A 17,213-nucleotide genomic window follows, 5' to 3' on the forward strand; every position below is an offset into this window, starting at 1 on the left:
TTTTGTCTATCCAATTGCTTGAAAAGAAATCAACAGCTAGCTGAAAAATAGCATGTTGGTTTCTTTTTGTGCTGGATATACGCTTTGGTGAAAAGTTAACCTTCTTTGTATAGAAGAAACTTCAAGTGAAAAATACAAATGCCGAATAATAGTTTCTCTGCACTTTTTTTGCCTTCTAAGAATATGTTATACTTTTATACGAATGTGGTAAGAAATGATTGAATCCAAGATAAAAGCAACGGAATACTGTAAAAATGAGAATAAGTTTTGCTGCAGCATACATTTATTTGTTGATTAATCGCTGGTAAGGCTAGCTGTATTGAAGAATTGATTGCAGAAAAGAAATGGAGTGCAAGTTAAATGTTTATAAAAAAAGATTTTACTGTTTTTGAAGTTGAAGGTCTGGGTGAAAGAATGGTTGAGATTCGCAGTCGGATACAACCGAAATTCCAGAAGCTGGATGACTACTTTGCTGCTGAGCTGGGAAAAGATCTGGATACAACATTTTATGTTCATATTGCACAGCATCGTCGTCGGACGGCATATGCACCTGAAAATACATGGTCTGCGCTCAGCCGGAAAAAAAGAGGCTATAAAATGGAGCCGCATTTTCAGCTGGGTATATGGCCGGATTATTTATTTATGTGGTTGTCTCTGATTGACAATCCGAAAAATGAGCAACAGATTGCTCAGGCATTTTTAGATAGTTCGAAGTTGTTTGATCTGCTGCCGGATGATTTTTATATTTCATTGGACCATACACAGCCGAATGTCGAAAAGCTAGGAGAAGCTGATCTGGAAAAAGGGCTGGTTCGGTTTAGGGACGTAAAAAAGGGTGAATTTCAAATTGGGCGAATTATCAGGAAGGATGACCCTCTGTTGAAATCTCCAAAGGAAGCACAGAGGTACATGCTTGAGACCTATAAAAAGCTGCTGCCGTTGTACCAGCTTGCTATGGAACAACATTGCAAATGAAAAAGTACTTAAAGATGAGACAAGGTAACGAGTCTGTGAAAACCCAGGTTTAGATAGTTATAACGCAGACAAGTTATTGTTGATTCTAGTTAAACTGTTTTGTTGGAAAAACCAGTTTTTAGCTGAGCTGTCTTGTATCTTTACAAGGGGTTGACATGACATAAAAGAAGAAGCACAAAGAAATCTACTGTTTGATTTCTTTGTGCTTCTTCTGGATTAGTCACTGGTTATTGCAGCCCAATTTTATTTAATGGAAAGAAACGGAAGAAAATTACACCTTTAATATCACCCTGATTAACAAAGCCGAAATAACGGCTGTCGTCAGCGATCTGACGGTTGTCACCTAGAACAAAATATTTTCCTTCAGTAACAGTGCTTGTTTGGGTTGCTGTCAGAGTTTCCAAAGAAAAATCTGGAGTTAATGGTTCTCCGTCAGGCATATCTACCTTAAATTCGTCTAAATAATCTTCATCATAAGCTTTATCATTGATATATAACTGATCATTTTCATAACGAATTGTATCACCGGGAAGACCGATCACTCTTTTTACCAGCATTTTTCCATTTCTGGGACTGATGAATGTCACATTATCAAAACGGCTGGGCTCGACAAATGTCATCTGCCAAAGACGATCTGATTCATGATAAGTGGGCTCCATTGAATTTCCCAGCACTTCGACTGGATTAAAAATAAATATTCTTAAAAGGAAAACGAGACCGAATAGGACTACGAGTTCTATTATAGTACGCAATATTTTATGCTTCTTCACTACTATCCCTCCATGCTTTTCCTCTTAAGTATACCCTCTTTTTTACTATCTGTGAACCGATTTTTCAGAATTCAGCATGGCAGCCGGTAATCTGTTTCGTATTAAAATACCAAGATAGGCTGCAAGTACAGCTTTTATTATCCCTGGAATAATAAAAGGGATAAAGCCGCCTTGAAAGGCTGGAAGCCAGTCTGTTCCTCCATATATTTTCAGCCATAATGTACCGAAAATAAGTGTGACCATAGCCCCGATAATATTTCCTAAAACTGCCCACGTATAATTGAAGGACTTGCGTTCCATCACTGTTCCTGTAATAAGACCATTGAAAATAAAACCAATTAAATAGCCTCCTGTAGGACCAAGTAATGCTGCAACACCGGATTTCATTCCAGCAAAAACAGGCAAACCGATTAAGCCTAGGAGCAAATAGATTAAAATAGCGTAGGTGCCAACACGTCGACCTAAAACGGTTACTGCCAAACCTACTGCTAATGTTTGCCCTGTAAGAGGAATAAGACCTGTTGGAATAGTTAGTTGTGAAAATATAGCGATAATAGCAGCAAACTCTGCAGCCAGAATCATGGAACGTAAAGAAGAATTCATAATACACCTCATCGTCAACTTATTTTTTATATTGGTTAACGAGAATTATATAGGAAAGTTAGAATAATGTAAAGCCCAATCTTGTAAAAGAAATAAACTGGTTTTTTAAGGTGAATAATTATCTCATTATATTGAATAGACGATTTTAACGGAAGAGAAGGGGGAAAGAGGGAGCGACATGCGTTTAGCATGGAATGAAATTGTTCATTATAAACTAAGATGCAGCTTGATTGTTAAAGTGATATTTTTAATAGACTATCTGGTGTCCTTTTTAACCGGATCGGCTTATGGACTTACTCAGGACTATTGAATGGTACTTGATAAAAGGGTGAGTGAAGGCAATAGCGTTTAAACAAGCCGGAAAAAGCTTTTTAGATGGAGATGCTGCAGTTACAGCATTGAAAAAGACAGAGTTTTTTCTGGAAAAAAGGAAATTTACTGCAGTGATTGGTCCAAGCGGCTGAAGCCGGTTGATAAAGTAAAAAGGAAAGAGGCGGCAACAAGGAGATTCAGGAATTGCTGGATCAGCTGGGAGTAGGTAATTTGGGAAATGAATATCCTGACGAAATGAAATAGCTGGCGAAGGGCATCTACGGAGGACAATTGCAATAGCCCTTTATAACGTCCCTTTGATTGTTTTGGCGGATAAACCAACCGTCAATCTTGATTCTGAAAAGGTGCTTGAAATTATCAAAATTCTTGCAAAGGAAAAAATAAAGCAACAATTATAGTTACCCATGACGATCTGCTTGAACAGCGTGATCAATTCGTTGTAATAAAGGCTGGTGTCCTGTCAGCGTGCAATGAATAAACACTGAAAAAGAGATATAAAAAATAGACGTGTGCAGGGACAGCGGTAAATGGTTGTGGTCTTCTCTGCATGTGTCTATAAATTTTTTACTAAAAAATTATTCTCAGTACTTGCTTCCAACCGTCCATTTAAAAGAGCAGTATTGATGGCAGCTACGCTGAGTAAATGGATTGCTGAAAAAAGAATTTGGGTATCTGTCAGGCTGTTTACCTGAAGCAGTTGGGTCGCCTGACTCGTATCTTTCAGAGATCTTCAGAGAATTAAAATGACTGTATCTTCTAAATGTTTTAAATGCTGAACGTTTGCTTGAAGCAACTCATCTGTCAGTAGACCTGTTTGCTTTTTTGAAGCAATGCACAAATTTTTTTCATTCTGCAGCTCTTTATATATTAGGCGAAAATAAGCGATTTCAGCTTGGAAAACGGTAGCCAGCCGATTGTCCCGTGTTGATCTTTTACCAGCGCCCATTCATAAACAACTTCGATTAATTCGACGATACTGTTTTCTGTTGCTATCAGCTCTGTCGGGTTATATTCTCTGGTTAAAGTATCACCATCAATATAGTCCACAGGGAAATATGTATCATAGCCTTCAATTGTTCCACCTGTCCAATTATGATAATGCTCGCAGAGTGTAAGGTTTGTCACTATGGTTCCTTCCGAAAATGTCGGGAATACCCCTTCTCCCAAGTGCCTTTCAGTGACCACCAGTTTCATATAATCCTCTCCTGTCTGTTTTTACATTCATTACCATTATAGGAACATACGTTCTTTCTGTAAAGGTCTTTAGAATAAAAAATTCAAAAAATGAATAGAAAGTTATCTTAAATGGAAGAAGCTATCCTTTATTTTGGGATGTCTAAGGCTTTATGGAATATTTCTACTCGATATTTTAATATGTGTCCTTTCGGTGTGTAATGAATAAAAAAACAGAAATAGAGGATTTTGTAATGAAAATAAGTGTAACCATGCTGGCTGCTGGATTTGGTTTGATGGTATATGGCGGATCAGCGGAAGTGCAGGGACGGAATGTTCAGCTACCTAATTTAACTTTAAATAATTACCTGAATCATAAGCTGTTGGAAGCATTTGTACGGAAAATCCGGAAGAAGACGGACGATATGGCAAGGTTCTAAACGATCTTTTCAATCAAGAGCTTACATTATTTGAGGTGAATACAAGCATTTATGATTTTGCCGGTCTGGAAGGTATACAGTATCTTCAGACTAACAAGAAAAACCTTGCCAAAACGGCAAGGTTTTTTGAATATCGTAAGATATTATAGAACTTGGTTGTAGAATTCAACGACAAGTGCTTCGTCGATTTCAGGATAAAGCTCTTCACGTTCTGGTAAACGAGTTAGGCTTCCTTCTAATTTTTCAGTATCGAAGCTCACAAATGCCGGACGGCCAAGAGTTGCTTCTACTGCTTCTTTAATTGCTGTATTGTTTTGAGATTTTTCACGGATAGAAATCACTTGCCCCACTTCAACGTGGTAAGAAGGGATGTCTACACGTTTGCCATCCACTAAAACGTGACCATGATTTACTAACTGACGTGCTTGACGACGAGTAGTTGCAAGACCAAGACGGTAAACAACATTGTCTAAACGTTGTTCTAACAGGATCATGAAGTTAACCCCGTGCTTACCTTCTTTAATTTTGCTTGCTTTAACGAAAAGTGTACGGAATTGACGTTCGTTCATACCATACATATGACGCAGTTTTTGTTTTTCAGTTAATTGCATACCATATTCAGATACTTTTCCACGGCTGTTTGGTCCGTGTTGACCTGGTTTGTAAGGGCGGCGTGCCAATTCTTTACCAGTTCCTGATAGAGAAATACCTAAACGGCGAGAGATTTTCCAAGATGGTCCAGTATAACGTGACATTAAAAATTCCTCCAATAAATAATTTTTTTGGAGTAAAATAATCTTCTGAAAAATTCATATTCGTTCAGTTCATTCTTCAACCTTCACCTTTGCAGCCGCGGTTACGCAGTTGAACCCAGATCTACTGATCAAAATCATTAATGATGATTTGAGGCAACGAACTGTTGACGAACTATTATCCTTCTGCTGCATTATTTTACACGAATGATATTATACCTCAATAAAACCTGCTGCGTCAATGATTATCAACAGATTAGAAAGAAACTAGACAGAAAGAATGGCTAATTTATGAAATAAATCCACAAAAATCACTGGACAAATGGTTTCTATGTAATTAAAATGGGAGAGGATATTCTGAAAAGAATGATTGAAAATTATTTGAAAAGGAGCAGTAAATTGATGAAACCTGTATCTCCATTATTTGAACAGATCGATAAATCCATCAGTAAAAAAATGAACTTATTTGAAAACAGTTTCGTTCGTTATGCGTTTCGGGCAGTCCTTGCGTGTATGTTTTTATCTCTTGGAACAGCTGTAGCATTTGCTATCGCGATGAAAGGCGAGGATATTGCACACGGCTTGGGGAAAATTTTGTATGCATTTATGTTTAGCTGGTCTTTAGTAATGATACTTTATATGAATGCTGAACTTGGGACATCAAATATGCTGTATATGACTGTTGGTGTTTATCGTAAAAAAATCAATGTTTCATTTGCTGCAAAAATTTTATTTACTTGTATTTTCTTTAATTTAGTTGGAGGGGTAATTTTTGGTTTCTTAGTCTCTCAAACAGTTCCTTTTCAAGAGTTAGCGCCAGATAATTATATGCTGACTTCGATTTCCGGAAAATTAACTAAGGGTACAATGCAAATTTTAGTAGAAGGTATGTTTGCGAATATTGTGGTCAACACGGCAGTCTTGGTTAGCATGCGTATGAAAGATGATGCAGGTAAAATCGGCGCAATTATCTTCCTGATATTTATTTTTGCTTTCTTGGGATATGAACACGTTATCGCCAATTTCCCTGCGTTCACATTAGCGTACTTTGCTTCTCATGGAACGATGGCGGCGATGACTGTCGGAAATGTTGCGCATAATCTGTTTTTTGCCTTGATTGGGAATTTTATCGGCGGCGGTCTGGTTATGGGACTTGGCTATGCATGGCTGAACGATGTAGATACAAAATATTTAGATTAAAATAGAATGAAAGCTGGAGCTGAGATGAATTTTTGCTTCGGCTTTTTGTGTATTTTCTTGATATTTTGGGAATTTTAATGGTTAAAGGACAATCTGAATGAAATCCGTATAATTGATAAACAGTCTTTAATATGCTAAAAATGATGAGAGGCACCAGGCGAAATTGTTGGAGCTTTTAAGGATTAAAAATGAAAGAAAGCAGGCGGGACTAAAACTCCATGAAGAGAAAACTTTTTGCATTTGATATTGACGGGACGTTGTTGGGAACAGACAAGCAGGTGCTGGACAGTACAAGGGAGGCTTTGCACCAGCTTAGAAAACAGGGGCATTTAGTGACAATAGCCACTGGAAGAAGCCGATACATGGCACAGAAGGTTATTCTTGATTTAGAATTTCCTAACTATATTCTTTGTAATGGAGCAGCTGCTTTTTTAGATCATGAACAATACTATCAAAATCTGTTGGATGAAGAAGAACTGGTTCGTTTTTCGAAGGAACTGGAAGAGCAGGAATTAGGTTTAGCATATGTTGGGCTGGATGCAGTGAAAAAGACCAACAGTCATCGGCCGCAACAAGTTGTTGAAGCGATGCGCTCCATTGATTTTCATGATCTGGATTTTGATGAGCATTTTAATCAATCGGCAGATATTTATCAGGCGCTTGCATTTTATGATCAATCATTGGAAGGCTCGTTTGAAGAGCTGTTTCCAAAGTTTCGTTTTGTCCGCTGGCATCCTGAGAGTGTAGATATTCTTCCACAAAATGGCTCTAAAGCAGCAACAATTCTAAACCTTGCTGAACGGGTAGGGATCGAACGAGAAGATGTTATCGCATTTGGAGATGGCGATAATGATCGGGAAATGCTGCGGGAAGCGGGAATTGGTGTAGCAATGGGGAATGCTGAAGCGCATATACAGCAGGAAGCAAAAATGGTCACAGATACCAATGATCAGGACGGCATCTGGAAAGCCTTGAAAGAATTGAAATTTGTCTAGTGTATGTCTGAAAACTCAAGCAGCGAATATTTTGATGATTTTTATAGAACTCCTCGGTATAAATACTCGCTTATGAACCACATCACATAAGCTGTATTTTCTTTCTTGATTTCAACAAAAATCACTGGAAAATTCGAAGCCCACTAACTTTTCAGACACGCCCTAATAATTATTGAAATATAAAAGAATATTATGAATACAGATACTTTATCAGTTCCAGCTGATAAGGGATCTGTTTTTTTCAGCAGGCTGCAGCTGATTTAGATAAAGTGTTGTTTGATGATTTTATGAAAAATAAGGTGCTAATCCCTATTTTTATTATCAGTTTTGCAGATAGAAAGCATTAGTTTTGGAAAAACTTGCTGCAAAGTGAGGAATTTTCCTTTTTCGATTGTATTATAAGTAGCACATAAAAAAAAGAAGTGAGGGAATGAATGAGAAATGAAACTGGGCGTTCTGGTGTATGAAGAATATCTTTTTGGTATAAAAAATCTGAGTTGAAAGACTATAATATTAAACTTGAAGACAGCAGCTATGAAGTCTATGAGTGTGGGGAACGGGTAATTAAATTTACAGATACTTCTGAAATATCTGTCAGGGAATTAAAAAATCAAAAGGTAAGGCTTCAGGAAGTCTAAACTGAGATAAAAAATAGTAAACTATCTCCGTTGAGCTTTAGCTTTTCGTATGAAAGCAACAGTGGAAAAGACAGCCAGACTGATTCTCTGAAACTTGAGATAAAAATGAAAGATGGAAGTACGAAAATCTACATTTGAAGATATTTTTGCTTTCAGCTCGGTACAGGAAGATGGCTTGAATGATATTCGTGTTGAGGGCGAGTATTTAGAACTGAACGATGTAGACAATGACAGTAAATTATCTATACTTTGTTGAAGCTGGTAAAGAGATGAGGTGTCGGTATGTTTTCTTAGCAGTCTTTTTACAGGAGACAGGAGTAATGATTATTTTTGATAAAAAAATCTGATTGACAGACTGTGAGAAGCGTGTCAATCAGATTATAAGTAAACGTGTGAATTCGAATCGGAATTATTCGATAATCAATACGCCGTCTTTCAAATTGAAGGGACTGTTTTCATTGATATGATCATAGAACATAATCCCGTTTAAATGATCAATTTCATGTTGTACCACAATGGCTTCATAATTTTTTAGCCGTATTTTCTGTTTTTCACCATTTGCATCAAAATAAGTCAGCGTAATTTTGCTGTGGCGCACAACGTAACCGGGGACTTCCCGATCTACTGATAGACAGCCTTCGCCTTCCGCCAGACAAGCATCCTGAACAGAGTGGCTGATAATTTTTGGATTGTACATGACAGCACTAAGGACCGGCTCTGGATTTTCCATATCTGAACTGGGAACATGGACAGCAATAATTCTTTTAGAAATATCCAATTGGGGAGCTGCGAGACCGACGCCGCCTCTTAATTCCAGTTCTTCCGCTTTTTCAGGGTCCTGACTGTTTTGCAGAAAGGTCATCATTTCCTGTCCCAGCTTAATATCTTCTTCAGATAGAGGCAATGCTGTTTCTTCTGCGACTTTGCGCAGGGTAGGATGCCCCTCCCGAATAATGTCATTCATCAAAATCATTCAGATGATTCCTCCTTTTATCATTAAAACAGTAAAAAGATTTTACTGGCAGTTTGAACATTTTGCGTAATTAAGTGTATCACAAAACAGAAAAAAATGGGGACTTTTCTACAGAAAACAAGGGTTTTTGTTCAGGGGGCAGACAGCAGAGCAAAAGAATCAGAAGCGACCTGAAAGGTCAGACATTGAACAGAAGTATCTGAATAGCACAGGTTAGGAACAGCAGGTCGGGACAATTTTTCCGAGATTTGCTGTCTGTCGAAAAAAGAGAGAGCTTTTCACGTGTTTACGGTGTTTTTCCTTCGTTTTGTCTTGCATTTTGACATGCTATCCTGTAAAGTATAATCTGTGTGGAAACATACCGTCTTTTACTTGGTTGTACGAGTCACCAACGTACTACTCAGTATTTAGATGATTTTTTAGAAAGAGGTGGAAAATATGGTAATGTCAAAAGAACAGAAAAACCAAATCATTAGCGAATATGCTTTGCATGAAGGAGATACTGGTTCACCGGAAGTACAGATCGCTGTATTAACAGCTGATATCAATCACCTGAATGAGCATGCACGCGTTCACAAAAAAGATCACCATTCTTACCGTGGACTAATGAAAAAAATCGGTCACCGTCGTAACTTGTTAGCTTACCTGCGTAAGACTGACATCCAACGCTACCGTGAACTGATCCAACGTTTAGGCTTACGTCGTTAATCCAAAATATGAAAGTGGGATTCACCAGAATCTCACTTTTTTAGTCTGAGGTTGTGACAAAAGCGGCTAGTTCCGAGAACCAGATAGGCATGCCCAGCATCGAAGCGAAGCAATAAGAAGGGGTATCCGAAAATTGTCAAGGAGCACTATTTATGAAATGAATGGTTGTGGATTGATACGTAGTATTTCCGAGAGGTTGCCTGCGATTACTCATCGCACAAAAAGATTTGCTTCTGCGGTTCTCACTACGCTACACTACACTTCGTTTCGATCTCATCAATTTCTAAACGGCAAAGCCATTAAGAATTGAAGGACTTCGTTTCGATCTCATCAATTTCTAAACGGCAAAGCCATTAAGAATTGAAGGACTTCGTTTCAATCTCATCAATTTCTAAATGGCAAAGCTACTAAGAATTGAAGGGCTTTGTTCCGATCCTCGAAATATCCAAAGAATGGAACATCGTTTATAAATAGTTGGGACTTATCTCAGTTAATAAGCATAAGGGGCCTGCGATCAATTCTATCGCTGTATTCCCAACTGTTCAGAAATAAAGTATCAGGTGTACTTTAAATAAAACTGTACCTTGAAGAGCCGGTCAGAACTCTACTAACCAAATGAAAGGATCTAATCCATTGGGTTTTTCCATTTGTTTAGTAGTGTCCCGCTTTTCAAAGGACAAGAAGGAGATTCAACATGTCAGAGAAACAAATATTTAAAACAACATGGGGGGGACGTCCCCTGCAAATCGAGGTTGGTCAGTTGGCAAAACAGGCAAACGGTGCAGTATTGGTTCGCTATGGAGATACCGTTGTATTGAGCGCTGCTGTTGCTTCGAAAGAAGCAAAAGATGTAGACTTCTTTCCGTTGACAGTGAATTATGAAGAAAAAATGTATGCAGTCGGAAAAGTTCCCGGAGGCTTTATTAAACGGGAAGGTCGTCCAAGTGAACGCGCTACATTGACTGCACGCTTGATTGACCGTCCAATCCGTCCAATGTTTGCAGATGGATTCCGTAATGAAGTGCAAATTACGAATACTGTGATGAGTGTGGAACAGGACTGCACACCGGAAATGGCAGCTATGCTGGGTTCCTCTCTGGCATTGGCTATTTCAGATATTCCATTTGACGGACCGATTGCTGGTGTGAATGTTGGTCGTGTAGATGGAGAATATGTATTGAATCCAACGATTGAACAATCAGAAAAAACAGATATTGAATTAAGCGTTGCCGGAACAAAAAAAGCGATTAACATGGTTGAAAGCGGAGCAAAAGAAGTATCAGAAGAAGATATGCTGGGTGCACTGTTGTTTGGTTTTGATGCAATTAAAGAATTGGTGGCTTTTCAGGAAGAAGTTGTGGCAGCAGTCGGAAAACCTAAGATGGAAGTATCCCTTCTTCAGGTGGAAGCAGAACTTAAAAAAGAGATTTTTGACGGCTATTACCAAACAATGAAAGATGCTGTTATGACTGAAGAAAAACTTGCTCGTGAAGATAACATTGATGCAGTGAAGGATCAGGTGAAAGAAGCCTATGCAGAAAAATATGCAGATTCTGAAGAGCTCGGCCGTATTAACAAAGAAGTAAAGCAGATTGCTGAAGATTTGGAAAAGGATGTAGTGCGTGAACTAATTACGATTGATAAAATCCGCCCAGATGGCCGTAAGCTGGATGAAATCCGTCCGCTTGCCTCTGAAGTGGGAATTCTGCCTCGAGTACACGGCTCCGGTTTATTTACCAGAGGTCAGACTCAGGCATTGTCAGTTTGTACTCTTGCCCCATTAGGTGAGCATCAAATTATTGATGGATTGGGTGTGGAAGACAGCAAACGATTCATTCATCATTACAACTTCCCTCAGTTCTCTGTAGGGTCAACAGGTCGTGCTGGTTCTCCAGGACGTCGTGAAATCGGACATGGTGCTTTGGGTGAGCGTGCAATGGCACAGATTATCCCAAGTGAAGCAGATTTCCCTTACACAATCCGTATCGTTTCTGAAGTACTGGAATCAAATGGTTCTTCTTCTCAGGCAAGTATCTGTGCTGGGATTTTAGCTTTGATGGATGCTGGTGTGCCGATTAAAGCACCTGTTGCCGGAATCGCAATGGGCTTGGTCAGTGACGGAGAAAATTATACGATTCTAACAGACATTCAAGGATTGGAAGATCATCTTGGAGATATGGACTTTAAAGTTGCGGGAACAAAAGAAGGAATTACTGCATTGCAGATGGATATAAAGATTCAGGGGATTACGGAACAAATTCTGAAGGAAGCTTTGGAACAGGCGAAGAAAGCCCGTATGGAAATCTTGGCAGAACTGACATCAACCTTGAGCGGTCCTCGTGAAGAGCTTAGTCAATATGCTCCGAAGATTGAAATGATTCAAATCAAACCAGCTAAAATCAAAGATGTCATTGGTAAAGGCGGAGAAACAATCAATGGAATTATTGATGAGACCGGTGTTAAAATTGATATTGATCAAGAGGGTAATGTAAGTATTGCCTCGGCAGATGCTGATATGATTAAGAAAGCAATTAAGATTATTGAAGAACTGACAAAAGAAGTGGAAGTAGGTCAGGTTTATCTGGGGAAAGTAGTGAGGATTGAAAAATTCGGTGCGTTCATTAACTTAATCAAAGGAAAAGATGGACTGGTTCACATTTCTCAGCTGGCCAATGAACGTGTGGAAAAAGTTGAAGATGTTGTAAAGCTTGGGGATGAAATCCTTGTTAAAGTAACGGAAATTGACAAAATGGGACGCGTGAACGTTTCAAGAAAAGCGTTGCTGAATGAAGAGAAAAAAGACAAATAGTATGGTTGAATAGATGAGGGGTGACAAAGCCCTTCGTTCCGATCCTCGAAGAATGGAGGGGCTTTGCTTCTACGCTTCTTATGGGTGCTTGAATCATACAAAGCCTGGAACACCGTTTATTCGGCTTTAGGGAACTCAGACATACTAATGTCACGATCCCTTCTGCAGCTGGCTGATTGTTTGTCTTATACGAAGAATACATCAGCTTCAATCTTTTTTTGGAAAGCGAATGGGTCGGTTTAATCAACCTGTTCGTTTTTCATCTATTAATTGATAAAAAAAGTTAAAGAGCATCTTTGCGGCTCTTTTGTTCGCAGCTAAAAAGTGGTAAAATTAGTGCCACAGTTTGAAGACTATCTGAGGTGTCGGTGTGAAGAAATTTAATCCAAATAAAAATATAATTATTACTTTGATTTTAGTAATCATTGTGGTCACTGTAATCAGCTTGACTGCGGCGCAAAGAGCAAACAATGGAAAGGCAAATATTGTTCAATCTGCAGTAAACGATGGTGTCGGTATTGTTGACAAGATGTTTTCAGCACCTGCAAAAGCGGTAGCCAGCAGTTTGGCTTCATTAACAAATCTATTTAATACATATGATGAAAACCAGCAGTTGAAAGAAAAAATAGACAGTTATAATGAACTGGCAATTCAAAATGAGAATTATCAAAAAGAAATTGATTCGCTGAAAGAAGAAATCGGCTTAAATGAAACCTTGACGACTTATGAAAAAGTCACAGCTAATGTAATCAGCCGTTCGCCGGATACTTGGCAGGATATCATGATTGTGGATAAAGGCAGCAACGCCGGTATTGAAGTGAATATGGCTGTCCTTTCTCAAAAGGGGTTGATTGGGCGGGTAATTGAGGTGAACGGTTTTTCTTCCAAAGTGGAACTGTTGACTACCAAAAATCAAAATTCCAATCATTTTCCAATACGTGTCAGTACTGACAGCGGGGATTCTTATGGGCTGCTGAAGGAATACGATGATAAAGAAAAAGCTTTGGTTGCAACACAATTGACAGGTGATTCAGAGATAAAGGTTGGCGCAGTTGTCCAGACTTCCGGGTTAGGAGGAAACTCTCCAGCTGATCTTCCGGTGGGAATTGTGGAGAAGGTAGAACCGGATAAATACGGACTTGACAGAGAAGTGTATGTTAAACCCTATGCAGATATGTATGATATTAAATTTGTGACGATCATTCAAAGAGCGGCAGGTGGAAATGAATGATTCCAAAAGATAAGGTAAAGTACTATGCGCCTTTCATTCTTTTTTTCCTGATGCTGACGGATGGTCAGTTGACAATGTGGGCAGAGAATCTGGTGGATAATGTTTATTTTCCGAGTGCTCATTTTCTGTTGTTAGCTTACGTAACGATGATTCCAAATTTAACGAAACGATATGTCATTATCAGTTCAGTCATTCTTGGTTTGATTTGTGACAGCTACTATATCGGTGTTTTGGGAATTTATACGGTAGCCTTAACGGTTACTGTTGTGCTGATGTATACTTTTCAAAAAGTTTTGGACACAAATATTCCGACTGCCTTTTTTGGAATGGTAATTTTTGTTACCTGCTATGAATTGATTTCGGTTGTACTGCAAATGATTTTCCGATTGTCAAATGTTGGACCCATCATTTTCATTACCAGAACGCTCGGGCCGACCTTGTTATTTAATATGCTGTTATTTGTACTATTTTATTATCCGTTGAAGAAGCTATTCTCTACAGCATAGTTTCTTTTTTTGTTTTCGGAAGAATCTTATGATGGATAACGCGTTATTTAATGTACCCTTGGAAACATTTTTGTAATATTCATTTTATATATATGACATATATTTGTGTTACAATTATATTGATACTAAAAAAAAGTAAGCGAAATAATTGATTTTAATTAATAGATAGACATATTCGGAGGAGTACATTCGTGAAAAATAATCTGATATCAACTTTATTGGTCTGTTCGTTGGCTCTGACCGCAGTCTCTTTGCCTGCAGTTGCTACAGCAACGGATGTTCAAATTACAGAACAGAATCAAAAAATTGATGCATTAAAAACAAAAGAAGCAGAAGCAGAACAGGCGTTGGCTGAGATTGAGACTGAAATGCTGGCAACAGCAGAAAAAGTGGATAAGCTCAGCGAAACCAAAGAACTGCTTACAGAAGAAATCAAAAACCTTTACAATGAAATTTCTGATTTAAATGTGCGTATTCAAAAAAGAGATGTTCAAATGCAGAAGCAAGCCAGAGATGTGCAAGTCAGCGGAAATGGTACAAGCTATCTTGAAGTTATTCTGAATTCAGAATCTCTTTCTGATGCCTTGACTCGCGTTCAAAGCCTGACTGCATTAGTTAACGCCAATAATGACTTACTGGATCAGCAAACAGAAGATAAGGCTGAAGTAGATGATAAGACAAAAACAGTTGAAAGTCAGATTTCTGTTTTGGAAACAGCTGTTAAAGAGTTGGATAAAAAGACAGCATCACTGGAAACTTTGAAAATTCAGCAGGAGATTGCCAAAAATGAGTTGGAAGCAGAACGGACAACGGAAGAAAGTAAAAAGGCTGAATATACTGCCCAAAAAACAGCTGCCGAGCAAAAACTGGCAGAGCAGGAGGCTGAGCAGAAGCGGATAGAAGAAGAGAAGGAAAAGCTGGCCCAGGAAATTCTTGCTCAAACTGAAAGTATGAATGTTATCGAAGAAGATGGTACAACTTCTGCTATACAGAAGCCTGCCCAATCAACATCAAAGTATGATGACACAGACACAGCAATGCCTGGAAGTGCCAAAAATGTTTCCGCTGCAAAACAGGCGGTAGTAAGTGCTGCACTGGCAGATTGCGGCAACAGCTATCCAACTGGCTGGGGTGCCCAGGGCGAGTGCCTTGTTTCAGTTCGACGCTGGTTATCTGCAGGGAATATTGGTTTTGCTGTCGGTGGTCCTCACAGCGGATATGTGGCTTCAGGGGCGGTTCAGATCTCGTGGGCCGATGTACAGCCCGGAGATGTTGTTCAATATGAAAATATCTATAGTCCGGAAGGCTGGATTGGCGGAGTTCATACTGTATTGATTGTAGGTGTGGAAAATGGAATCGTCCAAATTGTAGAAGCTAATAATCCTGGCGGTTCTGGCTATGTTTCGACAAATAAAAACTGGAGACCTGCGCCTCCAGCTAATTTTAGAGCAGTTGTATGGCGTTTTCCGGGATAACGGGATAAGGAATAAAATTAAATAGGATAAAGCAAAGGGTATTGTGATAAACACTGTATGAGGGCTTTTGACCTCATACAGTGTTTATCACAACCTCTTTCTTATTTCGATATTTGAAACAATTTTGTAATGTTTCTATTATCTGTATGACATAGGAGTATGTTAAACTGATAAAGTCAATAATTGAGAAAAGAAAATTATAACTTTAGAGTTTAACTTTAAATAATTTGCCCGGAGGAATGAATAGTGAAGAAACGCGTAATCCCAATGTTAGTATTAAGTTCATTAGTACTTTCAACAGTAGGACCTTCTGCAACTGCATTCGCAGATGATGTTGATTCAAAAATTCAACAACAGGAACAAAAAATCAGTGGACTTAAAGCCCAGGAAGCATCAGTACAAACACAAATCGCTTCTTTACAAAATGAAATTGCTGAAATCGTAACACAAGCAGATCAACTGCAATTAGAACAAACTGAATTAAGAGAACAGACAGCAGCATTGGCAGCTGAAATTGCTGAATTAACTAAACGGATTGAAAAACGTGAAGTTGCTATTCAGGAACAAGCGCGTGACGTTCAAGTGAACGGAAGTGCAACTAGTTATATGGATACTGTTTTAGCAGCGGAATCATTTTCTGATGCTATTACTCGTGTTCAGGCCCTGACAACAATTGTCAGAGCAAACAATGATTTAGTACAGCAGCAAAAAGATGATCAGCAAGCAGTAGAAGCTAAAAAAGCTGAAACTCAAGAAAAAAGTGCTAAAATAGAAGAAAACCAAGTAGCATTAGAAGCTCAAAAAGGTGAAATTATTAAGTCACAGCTTGATTTGGAAGTATTACAAGCAGGCTTGTCTGCTGAACGTGCAACTGCAGAAGATCAAAAAGCTGCGTTTGTTCAACAAAAGGCAGAAGCAGAAGCACAACGTGCACTGGTAGCCCAACAGGAGGCAGCAGCTAGAGAAGCAGCTGAAGCTGCCGCGGCGACTGCTGCAGCAGAACAGTCAACTGTTGAAGAAAATAATAGTACAACGGCTGCAACTGAAGATGTTGGGAATACAACATCAGGTAATTCAGGAAGCAATAATAATACTAATAGCGGTGGGAACAATACGAATTCAGGTAATGGAGGTGTTACACCGACACCAACGCCAACACCAGATCCTGTACCGACACCAACGCCCGATCCTACACCTGCTCCTGCACCGTCAGGCGGTTCAGCAGTTTCTGTAGCGATGGCACAAAAAGGAAAATCTTACGTATGGGGTTCTAAAGGACCAAACAGCTTTGACTGTTCAGGGCTTGTCTATTACGCATTTATGACTGCTCAAGGTCGTAATGTGGGTGGCTATACAGTGGCTCAAGAGGGTGCCGGAACACGTATCGCAGTTTCAGAAGCTCAAGCAGGAGACTTGTACTTCTGGGGAGCACCGGGCGCTTCTTATCACGTAGCAATTGCATTAGGCGGAGGTTCATTCGTTCATGCAGCTAACCCTTCTCAAGGGGTATGTGTAAATTCAGTAAGCGAATGGGCGCCAAGCTTTGCAGTACGTATGTAATTCAAATTAATTAGTCAAAAAGATCTGGAATTTTTCCAGATCTTTTTTTGTCCAATAATTTGTATTTTGTTG

Annotated in this window: 18 protein-coding genes; 13 read left to right on the forward strand and 5 right to left on the reverse strand. The window is 39.0% G+C overall.

All coding sequences use genetic code 11. The features are described 5' to 3' along the window. Positions 1-360 precede the first annotated feature (360 nt). Positions 361-975: a DUF1054 domain-containing protein gene (locus tag IW492_RS05260; RefSeq protein ID WP_202066283.1), complete on the forward strand. Its 615-nt coding sequence runs from the start codon at positions 361-363 to the stop codon at positions 973-975. Between the two features lie 227 nt (positions 976-1,202). Here the strand turns inward: IW492_RS05260 and lepB are convergent, their stop codons facing one another. Together lepB and IW492_RS05270 are read right to left on the reverse strand one after the other, a co-directional pair. Next, positions 1,203-1,745, reverse strand: a complete 543-nt coding sequence (gene lepB / locus IW492_RS05265) for a signal peptidase I (protein WP_202066285.1) — start codon at positions 1,743-1,745, stop codon at positions 1,203-1,205. A 45-nt stretch (positions 1,746-1,790) separates the two neighbouring features. Then, positions 1,791-2,348: a biotin transporter BioY gene (locus IW492_RS05270; protein ID WP_202066300.1), complete on the reverse strand. Its 558-nt coding sequence runs from the start codon at positions 2,346-2,348 to the stop codon at positions 1,791-1,793. A 178-nt stretch (positions 2,349-2,526) separates the two neighbouring features. Here IW492_RS05270 and IW492_RS17970 point away from each other — a divergent pair, with 178 nt between their 5' ends. Both IW492_RS17970 and IW492_RS18505 read left to right on the forward strand, forming a co-directional pair. After that, positions 2,527-2,658: a hypothetical protein gene (locus tag IW492_RS17970; protein ID WP_442896302.1), complete on the forward strand. Its 132-nt coding sequence runs from the start codon at positions 2,527-2,529 to the stop codon at positions 2,656-2,658. A gap of 22 nt (positions 2,659-2,680) precedes the next feature. Continuing rightward, on the forward strand, positions 2,681-2,812 hold the full coding sequence (locus tag IW492_RS18505; protein WP_330927519.1) for a hypothetical protein: 132 nt from the start codon (positions 2,681-2,683) through the stop codon (positions 2,810-2,812). Positions 2,813-3,548: 736 nt separating this feature from the next. On the opposite strand, the gene IW492_RS05280 is transcribed toward IW492_RS18505, so the two are convergent. Then, positions 3,549-3,875, reverse strand: coding sequence for a hypothetical protein (locus tag IW492_RS05280; protein WP_202066302.1), 327 nt, complete (start codon positions 3,873-3,875; stop codon positions 3,549-3,551). 233 nt (positions 3,876-4,108) lie between these two features. Here IW492_RS05280 and IW492_RS05285 point away from each other — a divergent pair, with 233 nt between their 5' ends. Continuing rightward, positions 4,109-4,294, forward strand: a complete 186-nt coding sequence (locus tag IW492_RS05285; protein ID WP_202066304.1) for a hypothetical protein — start codon at positions 4,109-4,111, stop codon at positions 4,292-4,294. 143 nt (positions 4,295-4,437) lie between these two features. On the opposite strand, the gene rpsD is transcribed toward IW492_RS05285, so the two are convergent. Then, positions 4,438-5,049 carry a 30S ribosomal protein S4 gene (gene rpsD / locus IW492_RS05290; RefSeq protein WP_202066311.1) on the reverse strand — a complete coding sequence of 204 codons (612 nt, stop codon included), beginning with the start codon at positions 5,047-5,049 and terminating at the stop codon, positions 4,438-4,440. 399 nt (positions 5,050-5,448) lie between these two features. On the opposite strand from rpsD, the gene IW492_RS05295 reads away from it, so the two are divergent. The 3 genes from IW492_RS05295 to IW492_RS05305 all read left to right on the forward strand — a co-directional run bounded on the left by IW492_RS05295 (position 5,449) and on the right by IW492_RS05305 (position 8,135). Next, positions 5,449-6,246 (forward strand): formate/nitrite transporter family protein, encoded by a 798-nt coding sequence (locus tag IW492_RS05295; protein ID WP_202066313.1) that lies wholly within the window; start codon positions 5,449-5,451, stop codon positions 6,244-6,246. Positions 6,247-6,464: 218 nt separating this feature from the next. Next, positions 6,465-7,241 carry a Cof-type HAD-IIB family hydrolase gene (locus tag IW492_RS05300; protein ID WP_202066315.1) on the forward strand — a complete coding sequence of 259 codons (777 nt, stop codon included), beginning with the start codon at positions 6,465-6,467 and terminating at the stop codon, positions 7,239-7,241. A gap of 750 nt (positions 7,242-7,991) precedes the next feature. Then, on the forward strand, positions 7,992-8,135 hold the full coding sequence (locus IW492_RS05305; RefSeq protein WP_202066317.1) for a hypothetical protein: 144 nt from the start codon (positions 7,992-7,994) through the stop codon (positions 8,133-8,135). A 153-nt stretch (positions 8,136-8,288) separates the two neighbouring features. Here IW492_RS05305 and def read toward each other — a convergent pair whose 3' ends face one another. Continuing rightward, positions 8,289-8,852: a peptide deformylase gene (gene def / locus IW492_RS05310; protein WP_202066319.1), complete on the reverse strand. Its 564-nt coding sequence runs from the start codon at positions 8,850-8,852 to the stop codon at positions 8,289-8,291. Between the two features lie 438 nt (positions 8,853-9,290). On the opposite strand from def, the gene rpsO reads away from it, so the two are divergent. The 6 genes from rpsO to IW492_RS05340 all read left to right on the forward strand — a co-directional run bounded on the left by rpsO (position 9,291) and on the right by IW492_RS05340 (position 17,141). Further along, positions 9,291-9,560, forward strand: coding sequence for a 30S ribosomal protein S15 (gene rpsO, locus IW492_RS05315; protein ID WP_202066327.1), 270 nt, complete (start codon positions 9,291-9,293; stop codon positions 9,558-9,560). 694 nt (positions 9,561-10,254) lie between these two features. Beyond that, positions 10,255-12,369 carry a polyribonucleotide nucleotidyltransferase gene (gene pnp, locus IW492_RS05320; RefSeq protein ID WP_202066329.1) on the forward strand — a complete coding sequence of 705 codons (2,115 nt, stop codon included), beginning with the start codon at positions 10,255-10,257 and terminating at the stop codon, positions 12,367-12,369. A gap of 370 nt (positions 12,370-12,739) precedes the next feature. Further along, the gene (gene mreC / locus IW492_RS05325) at positions 12,740-13,600 is read left to right on the forward strand and encodes a rod shape-determining protein MreC (protein ID WP_202066332.1); all 861 of its coding nucleotides are present in this window, start codon (positions 12,740-12,742) and stop codon (positions 13,598-13,600) included. Beyond that, the gene (mreD, locus tag IW492_RS05330; RefSeq protein WP_202066334.1) at positions 13,597-14,106 is read left to right on the forward strand and encodes a rod shape-determining protein MreD; all 510 of its coding nucleotides are present in this window, start codon (positions 13,597-13,599) and stop codon (positions 14,104-14,106) included. Before mreC ends, mreD begins: the two co-directional genes overlap by 4 nt. 191 nt (positions 14,107-14,297) lie before the next feature. Continuing rightward, complete coding sequence (locus IW492_RS05335; protein ID WP_202066336.1) at positions 14,298-15,581, forward strand: coiled-coil domain-containing protein; 1,284 nt, start codon at positions 14,298-14,300, stop codon at positions 15,579-15,581. A gap of 246 nt (positions 15,582-15,827) precedes the next feature. Continuing rightward, complete coding sequence (locus IW492_RS05340; RefSeq protein ID WP_202066337.1) at positions 15,828-17,141, forward strand: C40 family peptidase; 1,314 nt, start codon at positions 15,828-15,830, stop codon at positions 17,139-17,141. Positions 17,142-17,213 lie beyond the last annotated feature (72 nt).

Source organism: Enterococcus sp. BWB1-3, assembly GCF_016745275.1.
GTDB lineage: Bacteria > Bacillota > Bacilli > Lactobacillales > Enterococcaceae > Enterococcus_L.